General features: G+C 56.6%; 6 protein-coding genes and 2 pseudogenes. All 8 read right to left on the bottom strand.

Annotated elements, in window-relative coordinates; genetic code table 11:
* Positions 1 to 218: 218 nt before the first annotated feature.
* The gene (locus tag QRX41_RS06830) at positions 219 to 2,081 is read right to left on the bottom strand and encodes an RCC1 domain-containing protein (RefSeq protein ID WP_313839538.1); all 1,863 of its coding nucleotides are present in this window, start codon (positions 2,079 to 2,081) and stop codon (positions 219 to 221) included.
* Between the two features lie 171 nt (positions 2,082 to 2,252).
* A pseudogene (locus QRX41_RS08505) lies at positions 2,253 to 3,656 on the bottom strand (RCC1 domain-containing protein); the annotation flags it as partial.
* 618 nt (positions 3,657 to 4,274) lie between these two features.
* Entirely contained in the window at positions 4,275 to 4,940 is a 666-nt protein-coding gene (locus QRX41_RS06820) for a TetR/AcrR family transcriptional regulator (protein ID WP_198200933.1), read from the bottom strand.
* A 6-nt stretch (positions 4,941 to 4,946) separates the two neighbouring features.
* A complete protein-coding gene (locus tag QRX41_RS06815; protein ID WP_313839534.1) occupies positions 4,947 to 5,723 on the bottom strand; it encodes an ABC transporter permease in 777 nt (258 codons plus the stop codon).
* Positions 5,720 to 6,601, bottom strand: a complete 882-nt coding sequence (locus QRX41_RS06810) for an ABC transporter ATP-binding protein (RefSeq protein WP_313839533.1) — start codon at positions 6,599 to 6,601, stop codon at positions 5,720 to 5,722. Before QRX41_RS06810 ends, QRX41_RS06815 begins: the two co-directional genes overlap by 4 nt.
* A 602-nt stretch (positions 6,602 to 7,203) precedes the next feature.
* Positions 7,204 to 10,434, bottom strand: a complete 3,231-nt coding sequence (locus tag QRX41_RS06805; protein ID WP_313839531.1) for an RCC1 domain-containing protein — start codon at positions 10,432 to 10,434, stop codon at positions 7,204 to 7,206.
* A 21-nt stretch (positions 10,435 to 10,455) separates the two neighbouring features.
* Positions 10,456 to 11,010, bottom strand: a pseudogene (locus QRX41_RS08500) (InlB B-repeat-containing protein); the annotation flags it as partial.
* A gap of 526 nt (positions 11,011 to 11,536) precedes the next feature.
* Entirely contained in the window at positions 11,537 to 13,060 is a 1,524-nt protein-coding gene (locus QRX41_RS06800; RefSeq protein ID WP_313839529.1) for a DUF4062 domain-containing protein, read from the bottom strand.
* Positions 13,061 to 13,082: the final 22 nt, after the last annotated feature.

Genomic DNA, 13,082 nt, shown 5'->3' with positions numbered 1-13,082 from the left:
ACATGCCTAGGCACCAGCTCCGCCAAAATCAGTGACATGCTCCAGGAAATCGATCCTGCTTCGCTTAAAAATGTTTGTTCTCTCTGGCCTATTAATCCTTCTGGGCGAGCGGTTGCAAAAGAGAATGGGTGGCTCCGCTGTATTGGGGGAGTGCGGGGCCACCCTATTTAGCCGGGCTGTCTTGGGATGCGGCCTGGCTGCTTACTCGTGCGAAGTCTTCAGGCTTGCAGGCTGCGTGCTTCCCACCTGTGGCGTCCGGCTGCTGCAGCACCCGCAGCTGCGAGTAGTCCTGCGGTCAGCAGGATCATGATCCCGCTGCTGCCGGCGTGGGGCAGCATACCTTCGTAGGTGTAGGGTAAGTGCGCTTTGGTTTGGACGATCCCGCCCAAGGTCCAATCCACGATCACATCGGCCCGTCCCGGATTGTGGGCAGGAGTCGCCAGGGTGACGGAGCCGTCGGTGTTCTGCCGCAGGGTGCCGATCACTGTCTGGTCGAACCTGATCCCGGTGATGTTCAGGGGGGTGGGGTCGAACATGGTCTGTATGGGTTTGGGGCTGTTGCCTGTTGTGGGGATGCTGGTGTTGCCGAGCTGGTTGTAGTCGTTCTTGCCCCAGGCGTAGGCGTTGCCGTCCTGGCCGATGGCCAGGGAGTGGTTGTGGGATGCGCTGATGCAGACGGCCTTGAATCCCTGGCCTGCCTTGTTCGGACCGGTAACTTTTATCGGGGTTGCCTGTTGGTCGCTGGTGCTGCCACTTCCGGTCTGCCCATAGTAGTTCCAGCCCCATCCCCAGGCGTTGCCGTCCTGGTCGATGGCCAGGGAATGCCATGTGCCGGCGCTGATCTGGGTGGCTTTGATGGTCTTGCCGGTGTTGGCGGGGCCGTTCGTGGGCCTTGTGTAGTTGGTGTCGTTGATCCTGCCCCAGGTGTAAAGGCTGCCGTCCTCCTTTCCGATGGCGAGGGCGTGCCTGGTGCCTACGCTGATCTGGGTGGCTTTGAAGGTCTTGCTGGCATCCTTGGGGTCCTGGACCGGCTTCGGGTCGTTGGCATAATCCTTGTTGTGCTCCCCTGCGGCTGTTCCGTTGCCGAGCTGGCCGTTGGTGTTGTATCCCCAGGCGTATACGTTGCCGTCCTCGTCCAGGGCCAGGATGAAGCTCCATTTGACGCTGACCTGAACTGCATGCAGCCCTTGGCTGGAGCCGTTGGGATCTTTGACCAGGGTCGGTGTTGATCTGACTGTGCCGTAGTCGGAGTAGCTGGTGTGCTCGCATCCCCAGGTGTAGACGCGGCCCTGGTCGTCGATGGCGGCTGAATCGTAGGCACCGGCGCTAATTTGCACGGCTTTGAAGGACTTGTCTGTAAAGGGGTTGTTGACGGGCTGTGGCTTGTATCGGTCCGTGGTGCTGTCGTCGCCTAGCTGCCCGTGATCGTTACGGCCCCAGCTGTAGAGGATTCCGTTGGAGCCTATGGCCAGAGTGTGGGCGCCGCCTGCTGCGATCTTCATGTAGGTGAAGTCGGAACCCACGCCATCGGGCAAAGGAACCTTAGTAGGGGTGTTCTGCACAGTCGTCTTGGCTGGGTCTTGACCCAGTTGTCCATACTGGTTGCTGCCCCAAGCGTAGGCGTTCCCGTCGCTGGCCACACCCTCGGAGAAGCCGAGGATATTGGCCTGCTCGCCACCGGCGCTGAGCTGATTGAAGCGAATGCCACGGCTGTGATCAGGAGGGGTTATCGTCGTCTGCTGGCCGCCAAGCACGTTGCCTTGGCTAGGGTTGATCGACCAGTGCGTGTCAACTGGAGACCAGTGCGCGACCAGACTGATGCCGCCGGTGACGGGCTGGCTGAAGTCATAAGCCACATTGGAATCGCCTTTGGTGTCTTTGATGAACCAGCCGTCGAACATGCAGCCGTCTGATTTTGGATTGGGATAGGGGCGCTTAGCTTGTTCGCCTTCAATGACCGGTTGGTTTCCGGGCATGCCTGAGGGTGCCGGGCAGGAGCCGTTCTTGGAAGTGAACCCGACGCTGTATTTGGGGCCGATATACGTGTAGAGCAGGTGTGCGTCAGGCTGCTGGCCGTTCATACTCCAGGAGACGGTAACATCTACTTGGCCTTTGCGATGTGACGGAGTAGAGACGCTCCATGTACCGTCGGAATTTCTGGACCGGTTGGTGCCGGATATCCCGTCAAACTTAATGTCGGAGATTTCTGGCTGTTCAGGGAAAGGAATCTTGCTTGCCCGTATGCCGTTTTTGGTTGATCCAGTGTCGCGTCCCAGCTGGCCGCTGCTGTTATCTCCCCAGCTGTACAGGTTGCCGTCCGAGTCCAGGGCTAGTACGTGTTGTTTTCCCGTTCTGACTTGGGTATAGGTGACTCCAGCGGGTGTGTATACTTTGGTAGGGTCAGCAATAGTGCTATAGTCATTTGGGTCTTTCGCTAGTTGTCCCTTGCTGTTGTCTCCCCAGCCATACAACTTGCCATCAGATCCGATCGCGAGTGAGTATTCCGATCCTGCACTGATCTGTTTCCAAGCGAAGTCTTTTGCCGTGCCAGATGGATGAGCAATATTACAGTAGTCGTGGGCATTGCAACGTACCGAGCTGTATAGCTGGCCATTTGCGACAAGGCCCAGTGAATGCATGTATCCTGCCGAAACCTGCTTCCAAGTATTTCCAGAAGGACCGAATTTTGTTATTTGGGTCGGTGTACTGGCTCCGGTACCGAGGCCGGGCATTGTTTGTTGTTGACTCCATCCGGGCAAGTCCAATCCATTCCACCCCCAGCCGTACAGTTTTCCGCTCGTGTCAATGGCTAAAACGTGTTGGAAGCCTGCGCTTACTTGGGTGAAGTGAACTCCTGAAGGCATAGTGACCGGGCTGGGTTTGCTGGACGGTTCACTGCCGGGTTTATTGCCGGAAGGGCGTCCCAGTTCGCCGTTGTAGGCGTCGCCCCAACTGTATAGCTTGCCATCAGAGCCGAAGGCCAGAGCAAAGTCAGCTCCAGCAATGACCTTGGTCCAAGTGAAACTTGAATCAGCCTTTGTCGGTTTGTCGACTGGTTTGGGAGTAGGGTCACCCTTCATGGTGTTGGAATCATCCTTGTCTGTTATGCGCCCTAGCTGGCCGTATCCGTTGCTTCCCCAGCTGTAGAGGTTGCCGTCGGTGCCAATGGCCAAGGAATAACCTCCTCCAGCCACCGCTTGAACCCAGGTAAAGCCGGAGGATGCTCCCTTGGGCCTTGTGACCAGATTTGGCTTGCCGCTTGGTGTTTCATTGGTAACAGCGCGCCCTAGCTGCCCGCTGCTGTTGCTTCCCCAGCTGTAGAGGTTACCGTCTGAGGCAAGGGCGAGTGAATGAGCCCCTCCTGCACTGATTTGAGTGAAGTGGATGCTGTTTGCTGACGGCGGGGTGATGGTGATTTTGGTGCTTCCGGCTGTTGGCCCATTATCAGGGTTAATAGACCATGTGCTTGATCCTCTGGTCCATTGGGAAAGCTGCTTGGTCCAATGCGCATTAAGGATGATGCTGCTGGTGACTGGCTGATTGAAATCGTAGGCAAGGTGTGCGCCATCCTTGAACCAGCCTTCGAAAACGTAGCCGTTCCTGGTCGGATCAGCGGGTCGCTCCGCCAGTTCACCAGCTTTGACGTTTTGCCTCATGCTGGTGTGCTGGTTGGGGTCGTTGAAGATGACAGTGTACTGAGAGTCCGGGGTCTGATCGGTTTTAGTGGATTCTGTCGGCGTGGGGTTTAGGGAAGATGGTGTGGATAAGGGGGATTGTGGTGTACTTGGCGCTGATGTTGGAGTCGCGCTACTGGGGAAAGTGCCGGAATTTTGCTCAGCTACGCGAGGGGTCTGACGACCCCCCCCCCCCGGTGCCTTCTAGTGTCGCCGGCGCGCTGGCGACACTAGACTCGTTGGTGGCCGTGTCTGCTGCGGCGAATCCACAGATAGCCAGGCTGGCTGGCAGGATAACGGCCAACAGTAGGCTGACAGCCCTTATTGGACGGCTTGGCATGTTCGTATGCTGACGCATGATAAAGCAAAATCCCCTTCCCCAAAGACTGACTCACCGGCCCCTACCGGTAGAGATACCCTTGGATGCTTCCTGACATAGCGCATATCCCCATCCCTCTGTGCGAGGGTGCGAGCAGGAAGCCTTGCGTCTTTCAATTATACTACCTGCTGATAAGGTTCTCTCAGATGGAATGTCGGGGAAGCACTCCTAGGCAGGATTAATGGTGCGGTGGTCTTGCTGAACTGGTCGGCAGTCCCGGGTCAGGCAGGCCAACCGGCGATCAGGGCGTGCAGGCCCTTGCGGTAGCTGGCCTCCATAAGGGCGCTAATGCCGTCGTCCGTAGAAGCGAAGAGTGCCTTCAAATCATCGAATCCTTGGGTGTTGTCGGCCAGTCTTTTGGCCAGATCAGTATTGGTCTGGCCACCCGCACCGCCGACCGGGGGAGAGGCCTGGGCGATGGCACTGCCCAGGGTCAGTCCGGCAAGGCTGTTGAGCAGGTGGATGGTGTCGGAATCGACCTTGAGCCCGTGGGCGGTCAGCTGGTTCAACCAGGTGCTGACCATGTGGAAGGACTGGTCGGTGTTGATGGGATGCGTGGCCATGAGCGGGAGCGCCCGGGGATGCGAAAGCAGCGTCCGGTGAACCTGGAGCATGACCTCTTCAAGCGCTTGCCGCCATACCATGCCCTGTGGTATGGAGTCCAGGTCGGTGGCTGACTGCCAGATGAGCTCGACGATCCCATCAAGCAGGGCGGCCTTGCTGGGTACATGACGGTAGATGGCTGGTCCTGACACCCCCATTTGCTTGCCCAGGGCGCGGATGTTCAGAGCTTCCAGTCCGTGCTCGTCGACGAAATAGAGGGCAGAGCGCAGAATGTAGTCGCGGTTGAGCGTCGTCTTGACGGGTGCCTTGGGTGGGTCAGCCATGCTTTCTCACTCCTTCCGCTGTACTCCTCTCTTGAATAGTACCGTTGCCAGGAGAGCCAGAGCGAGCAGGAAGGCCAGCAGGATACGCAGGTCAGGCCATACATCCGCCATTCCGGCATGGTCGAAATTGATTTTTCCTATGGCATCCATGGCCCAGTAGACGGGGCTGCCCTTGGCCAGCTTCTGCGCCCAGTCCGGGAATCCGGAGACGGGGCTGAGGGCTCCGCCCATGCCAGCCAGGAGCATGCCAAGAATGTTGTTGAAGGACATGGCCATGTTCTGGGAGGACGAGAAGATGTAGAGCAACAGGCCGAAGAGGGTCAGCACAATCGAAATGACCAGGCAGACCGCGGCCAGGGCCAGGACTGATCCATTGGGCCGATAGTGGTAGAGCGCCGTCCCGATCAGCATGACCAGAGCGACCTGGACCACCTGCACCATGGAAGACACGCTCAGCTTGGCCATGACCAGGTCGAGGAGGGAGACTGCTGACACCCGCATCCTGTCCCAGGTGTGCCATTCGTGCTCCTGGAAGAAGAGTTGGAGGACCAGCTGCAGGGAGAACATGGCGAAAAGAATGGCGAACCCCGGAAGCGCCTGCTCGGATCCGTTCGCACCCAGATGCCCCTGGGCCCTCAGCGAGTCGCGGTAGGAGGGCAGCATGAAGGGGATGATGATCAGGGGAATGGCGACGATGACCGCCTGCAGCCAGATGCTTCGCAGCTCGATTTTGAAATTGAGGCGGAATGTCGCTAAATATCCGTTGAAATGCACGGCGTTCACCTGTCTTCCCATGCTCGTGACCCGGCAGGGTCGCTTGAGGATGTGCCCATGACGGTCATGTAGGCCGACTCGATGTCAGGCTGGACGATGGTGATTGATGCCAGACGGGCACTTTTCATGACCGGCTCCTGCAAGAGGCGGGCCAACTCCTGCTCTGGACTGGACACCGGGTGATCGGGCTCCAGGAAGCCGTCTGCTGTCCGCCATCCCGGGAACTGGCCTGGGGCAGGGCCGACGAATGAGATACGCAGGGATGCCCGGGCATATTTATGGAGTACCTCCTGCAGGGAGCCCCGGACCTGGATCCGCCCGTCGATCAGGAAGGCCAGGTCCGCGCCCATCTCTTCCAATTCTTTGAGGTAGTGGGTGGTGTAGATGATGGTGGTGCCCTGTCGGCTCATGGCCTTGACCATGTCAAGTATTCTGGCGCGCGCCTCCACGTCCGCTCCGACTGTCGGCTCGTCCAGGAAGAGCACCGGGGGATTGTGGACCATGGCCATAGCAGTGTGAAGGCGTCGTTTCTGCCCTCCCGATAGATCCTCGGCTGCTGTTCCTGACTGGGATCCCAATCCCATGAGCTCTATCAGCTCGTCGGCCCTTTTGCCGCCCTGCTTGGTGCTCAGTCCCTGCAGGCCGGCCATGCCACGCAGGTTGTCTCGGACGCTGAGATGGGGATAGATGCCCAGGTCCTGGGGAGCAAGTCCGATGACCCGGCCGAAGATGCGCGAAGGGGTGCGATAGGGGTTGTGCCCCTCGACTGTGATGTGGCCTGAGTCCGGCTCGCCCAGCCCGGTCAAGGCCGAGATCAGGGTTGACTTGCCTGCCCCGTTCCTGCCCAGCAGGCCCAGGATGCTGCCGCGTCTGACTTCAAGATCCACACCCTTGAGCACCTGCCTGCTCCCGAATGATTTGCGTACCTGGCGACAGGACAGGGCGTATTCCCCTGAGTCGTTTTTTGCGGGTTGCAAGATATACCCCCTGACGATTGTTGGTAGTTAACAATGTAAACTATAATAATATTGTTAACAACTTAGTCTCACTATGATGCTTGTGGGATGCGTCAGCTCTCGGATATTCTGACGTGGCGAGGCCGGGATATACGCCTCGCGTCGTCTTGGAAGTACTATGCTTTCCTTAGCAGTGTTGGGAATCCGATAATTACTCTTCAACGAAGAAGACTCGGGGGATTGTTCAAGTGCGAGCGGGGCAGGATGCTGTCTATGCTGCTATGCCACTGCTATGCCTTGGTTGGCCGTAGCCCTGGCTTAGTGATTCCGCAGGCGCCGGCCTTCAGGGTCCCGGTGGGCGTGGCAATGGCTGGTGTATACAGTAGCTGGCCTATGACAGAAGAATGTTGGCCCTGCTTAAGAGGAAGCTCCAGTTGGGGAGCAAAGCAGAAGATTGAAAGAGATTAAAGAAATGGGGTGACCTCGCAATCTTGGGGGTTTGCGGGGCCACCCCGCTTACTCGGGCAAGGAGCTCAGTGGCGGCGGCTGCTGGTTTCCCGCTGGTGGGAGGCTGCTGCTGTGGCGCCTGCAGCGGCCAGCAGTTCTGTGGCGAGCAAGACAAGCAGGCCGGTGCTGCCGGCCATGGGCAGGATGCCCTCGTAGGTGTAGCCCAGGTGGGCGGTCGTCTGCGCGACTTGGTCGATGGTCCAGTCGACGGCCACATCGACGTGTCCTGCGTCGTGGGGTGGGTTGGTTATGCTCCAGGTGCCGTCGTCGTTCCGGTACAGGCTGGTCCCGGGGATGCCGCCGAACTTGACGCCAGTGAGAACCAGAGGCGCCGGATCGAAAGCAACCGCCATGGGGGTCGTGCTTTTGGCTGCCGTTTGATTGTTGCCCAGCTGCCCGTACTGGTTGTCGCCCCAGGCCCAGAGGTTGCCATCCTGCCTGATGGCCAGTGAATGGAGTTGTCCCGCGCTGCTTCGAACGGCCTTGAATGCTTGGGCCTTGTTGGCGGGGTCCTTGATGAGCGCAGGCTTTGTCTGATTGACGGTGCTGCCAATGCCCAGCTGTCCGTTGCTGTTTAATCCCCATGCCCAGAGATTGCCGTCCTGGCCGACCGCAAGGGAGTGATTCACGCCCGCGCTGATCTGAGTGGCTTTAAGGCTTTGGCTGGTATTAGTAGGGTTTTGCACGGTTTGAGGCTTGTATTTATCACTGGTGCTGCTGTCGCCCAGCTGGCCGTATCCGTTGTATCCCCAGGTCCAGGTGTTCCCGTCCGTATCGATGGCCAGAGCATTCCAGCTTCCTGCGCTGATCTGGGTGGCCTGGAAGGACTGGTTGGGCAGTCGGGCCGGATTGGCTGCGTAATTGGTGCTGTCACTGGTGTTGTTGCCGAGCTGGCCATTAGTGTTGTACCCCCATGTGTACACGTTGCCATCGGCGTCCAGGGCCATGGTGAAGCTCCAGTTGAGGCTGACCTGGACCGCACGCAAGCTCTGTCCCGGATTGTCCGGGTCAGCGGCTGGTGCCGGGTTCTTCCTGGTTGTGCTGTATATAGGTGCCTGCCCCTTGCCTGTGCTTTCGCTGCCCCAGGTGTAGACACGGCTTTCGGAGTCGATGGCGGCCGAGTCGGCGACGCCGGCGCTGACCTGTACGGCTTTGAATGGCTGGCCGCTGGTGTCTTTGACGGGCTGAGGCTGGTACCGATCCGTGGTGGTGCCGTCACCAAGCTGACCGTGGTCGTTGCGACCCCAGCTGTAGAGGATGCCATTGGATCCGATGGCCAGAACGTGCGAGTCGCCAGCTACAACCTGCGTGTAGGTAAAGCTGGAATCCGCTCCGTCGGGCAGAGGGACTCTGACAGGGGCCTTCTGCATGCTGGCATCGGCCGGTTTCTGAGCCAGCTGCCCGTACTTGTTGCTTCCCCAGGCGTAGGCGTTTCCGTCGCTGGCGACTCCTATGGAGAAACTGCTGGCGCTCGCGGTCTGGTAGCCTCCGGCGCTGATTTGGTTGAAGCGGATGCCTCGGTTGATTGTGGGCGGGGTGATGGTCACATGTTGTCCGCCGAGCACATTGCCTTTTTCGGGGTTCAGGGCCCAGTGCGTGTCCATCTTGGTCCAGTGGGCAGCCAGGGTGATGTTGCCGGTGACGGTCTGGCTGAAGTCGTAGGCGATCTTGGAGTCGTTGTTGGTGTCTTTGATGAACCATCCGTCGAATAGGCAGCCGTTTGCTTTCGGGTCGGGGGAGGGACGTTTGGCCTGTTTGTTCTCGGCGAGGGTCTGGTTTTGAGGCATCCCGGAGGGTGCAGGGCAGGAGGTGTCCGCACTAGTAAATGTGACGGTGTAGGAGTCTAGGTATCTGTAGGCCAGGTGGGCGTCCGGCTGTTGGCCGTTCAAAGTCCATGAGACGGTCGTGTCCACTTTTCCTCGCGCATGTGCGGGCGTGGTGACGCTCCATGTACCATCTGCGTTCTTAGTTATGTTCGTACCTGCCGATCCGCCGAAGCTGACAGCGGTGACTGTGGTGGTGCTCGGCAGGCTTACTCGGCCGGGGATGTGTCGTTCACTGGTGGTGTTGTCGCCCAGCTGGCCGTTTATATTGTTGCCCCAGGAGTAGAGGTTGCCATCCGAAGCCAGACCGAAGGATGTGTTGTCCCAACCGGCGCTTACCTGTAGCCAGGTCAGTCCAGAAGGTGTATTTGGCGGCGCTGCAACTTTGACAGGGGTGTTACGTTGAGTAGTGGTGTTGTCGCCCAGCTGGCCGTTTGCGTTGCCTCCCCAGGAATAGAGATTCCCGTCAGAACCTATAGCCAGGGATGCAAAAGATAGACTGCTGATCTGCTTCCAAGCGAATCCTGGGAGCGCTCCACTGGGTTTAAAAGCTTGTGTCGGACTGGGCTCATTATCAACAGCACCATTGCCTATATTGCCGCTTGCTCCGTATCCCCAACCATATATGTTGCCATCGGATCCGATGGCGAGAGAGTAATAATCACCCATTTTGGATTCTACCCAAATAAATCCGGAACCTGCTTTTTGCGGTGCAGCTACGCGTACGGGTGTTGGTTGATATCCTGTTGGTCCTCCAATACCCAGCTCATTAGTTCCATTATAGCCCCAGGAGTAGAGCCAGTTATCCGATCCCAATGCCAGGGAATGCCAACCCCAGCAGCTTATTTGCTTCCAAGTAAAACCGGCAGACACATTTGGTGGCGGGGTTACAGGGACGGGAGTGTAACGATCGTTAGTAGTGCCGTCTCCCAGGTATCCGTATAGGTTGTTGCCCCAGCTGTAGAGCTTGCCGTTGGATCCTAAACCGAGAGCATGCAGGCTGCCTGCTGCGACCTGATTCCATGTGAATCCTGTCGGCACATTCGGTGGTAGAGCTACTGGGCCGGGAGTGTGGCGATCGTTAGTTGTGCCGTCTCCTAAGTATCCGTTTAGATTGCTTCCCCAGCTGTAGAGCTTGCCGTCTGACCCTAGACCAAAAGAGAACATGTATCCGGCTGAAGCTTGGACCCAGGTGAAATTCTGGGACACGCCTTGGGGTTTCTTCACCTGGACCGGCTCATGACGTTCAGTTGTTGTCCCGTCGCCGAGCTGACCATAATCATTGCTTCCCCAAGAGTAGAGGTTGCCGTCCGAGGCGACTGCAAGGGTGTGTCCTCTTCCGGCGCTGACCTGGCTGAAGCGAATTCCACGCGGCCCAGGAGGGGTCAGTGTGACTTTCGAGCCACCAGCGACCGGTCCCTGCACCGGGCTCATGCTCCAATCCTTGCTCCAATGGGCGGTGAGCTTTAGATCGTTGATGACTGTTTTGCTGAAATCGTAGGCAACTGGTGTATCACTAATGAACCAGCCGTCGAATAGGTAGCCGTTTCGAGTTGGATCTGCTGGACGTTTTACGCGCTCGCCATCATTTACTGTTTGCGTTGTGTCGGTGCCTTGGGGATTGCTGAAGCTGACGGTGTGTGTTGTGGAGGCGCGCGCGTGCAGCCCGGCGTTGACTTTGTCGTCGGAGGAGCTGGTCTCGTTCGGCGTGGGAGAGATGGAAGGGGCCGGCTGTGTGGGATTCAGAGGGGAAGATGTAGCCAGGGGAGACGGCGAAGTAGGAATTGTTGCTGTAGGAGTGTTTGCAGTTCCTGTTGGCTGGGTGGTGATGTCAGGAGAATCGCTGGACTGTTGCTTAGCTACATGAGGGGTCTGACGACCCCCCCCCCCCCCGCTATTTCCTTGTGTGGTCGGCGCGATTGCATCGGCCACGCTGGACTCGGTTGCAGCGTTGTCTGCCGTGGCATAAGTGCAGACCAGGAGGCTTGCGGGCAGGATAATAGCCAGCATCAGGCTCACCAGCAAGGCCGGTCGAGTCGCTATGTTCGAGTGCTGACGAGGCATTAGTATGATCCCCTTCCCCAGGAATCGCAGCCGTATTGTCGATCATCCCCAACAGTCGACGAGTCAAGCGCCGAAGACAACTTTGGCTACTAATGACACATTAGCATAACCTCTGAGGGTCTAAAACAAACAAAATGGAGGAGACGGCAGTGCATTGCATGATGAATGCTTTTTGGGCGAATAAAAACAATATGGGGCTGCTCCGTCGTGCTGGGGACTGCAGGCCATCCTGTTTGGACAAACTATCTTGTGTTAAGCCAAGGCCGCTTACTCGGGAGAAGTTTTATGTCGTTTATTGCCTGCGATCCTCTCTCCGATTGGATGCGTCTTTGGCGTGATCCTTCAGACAGTTAAGGAGGTTCGCGCTCGATTTAATGTCAGTCTGACCCCTAGCTAAAAGATTGATGGTTTGTCTGAAATAGAGAATGTTGGGAAGGCGGAAAGCCTTGATACTCGTTGTCGATGCGAGCTGTCATAGTTCCTCTTCTCCCATGAGAGCGTTGGGATTCCACGCAAGATCTACGGTCTTTTCCGGATGTCGGCGAATAAATTCGGTGCCGACTTCTGTAATTACGGTTGTTTCTGCAATTTCGTCTTTAGCCGGTGTGATTTGTACTAGTTTGTGAGTCGTTAGGCGCGTCAGCAAGTCCCTCCAGCACCAAAGTGCCATGTGGAAGTCTTTTGCGTCGATATGTGAGCTTATGTCTAGGTCGAGGTCCAGTTTTGCTTGATCCGTATTGATAGGGGCCTGTATTGAGGGCTGCAACATCTGCAGCAGTTTAGGAACACCAATCTTTCCGCTAAACTTCATGCGGACAAAGCCGCTATTCCTATATTGTGGAACGAAAACTTTTCCATGGCCGTCTATCGACGTGGTTGCGTCTAAGAGTTCCAGTTCCGCATCTCTGAGGATATGATCCTGAGCCTTCTTTGGCTCTTGTCCTCTGACCCAGCCTTGCAGGCCACTCTTGTCTTGTTGGTTCAAAGCTTCGTAAATCATATAAGCGATGTCTTTGGGACTTTCACCGGCGTTCCAAAATTGGGCAAGCCTGTCGTTCTTGACCTCATCCCGGAAATTATTAAGCCGCTCAAGTTTGTCTGGATCCTGTTCATAGCTACTGTAAGGAAGGTGCTCGGGATCCTTGCATATGAAAGCCAGCACCTTGATGTTTGGCATCGCCTGAGCCATCCTATATTCTTTATGTGTGTAGCTTATACTGTTGTCAGAGAGAAGGGTGCCATACCGGCCGCCTAGGATAAGCACATAAAGGTCAGTGACTTCCATCCTGTCCCGAATGTAATCGAGTTGGCTCTCATCTGTGGCGGCGAACTGTTCCATGCCGATAGGGTTGTAGTCTTCAGTGTGTTGTAGTTGCTCCAGTACGGCCTTTCGGACGTCTGCCATGTCCTCAAAGGTGGAACTGATAAACACGTTGTAAAGTTTTCTGTGACTTGTCATTTCATGATCGATAAGACGCGGGTTTGCTATAAGGCTACCCTTTGTAACTTGGTCGGGGATCTGCAACGGTGGATCTAAGAAGAATACAGGTGAATTTTGTAATAAATATATGTTATATTCCGGCGTGCCCTCTGGGATGTCGCTTCCATACGATTGTTGCAGAAATTTTTGATCGTATTCAATCTGCTTTTTGAGACTTGCTGGCTTGGTTCGTAGCGTGCATCCTGCTTCTACTTCAATGACCTGGGTGAAGTTTTTTAGTACTTTATGTAAAGTTATCAGGATACGGCTGTCTTTAGCCCATAGATGGCGGCCGATTCTGTCATTGAAATGCGATGCCGTAACCGCGAGCAAGGCTTGCGCCGTAGAGAGGAATTCAGTGGTTTGCTGAGGCAAGCCAACGTAGAGTGGAGTTATCCGCTTGAAGGCAAGGCTGCACTCATTACTGGACTCGGCATAGTCTTCTGAATTTTCTAGCAAGTATGCAGTATGCGCGTGTGCGGCATGCTCAATCTTGTCTTTGTTTGCAGAGTCCATATACAAATTATAGGCATGCTGA

The organism is Bifidobacterium kimbladii, from assembly GCF_032193675.1.
In the GTDB taxonomy this organism is placed as follows: Bacteria; Actinomycetota; Actinomycetes; order Actinomycetales; family Bifidobacteriaceae; genus Bombiscardovia; species Bombiscardovia kimbladii.
This window is presented reverse-complemented; position numbering and strand designations above follow the sequence as displayed.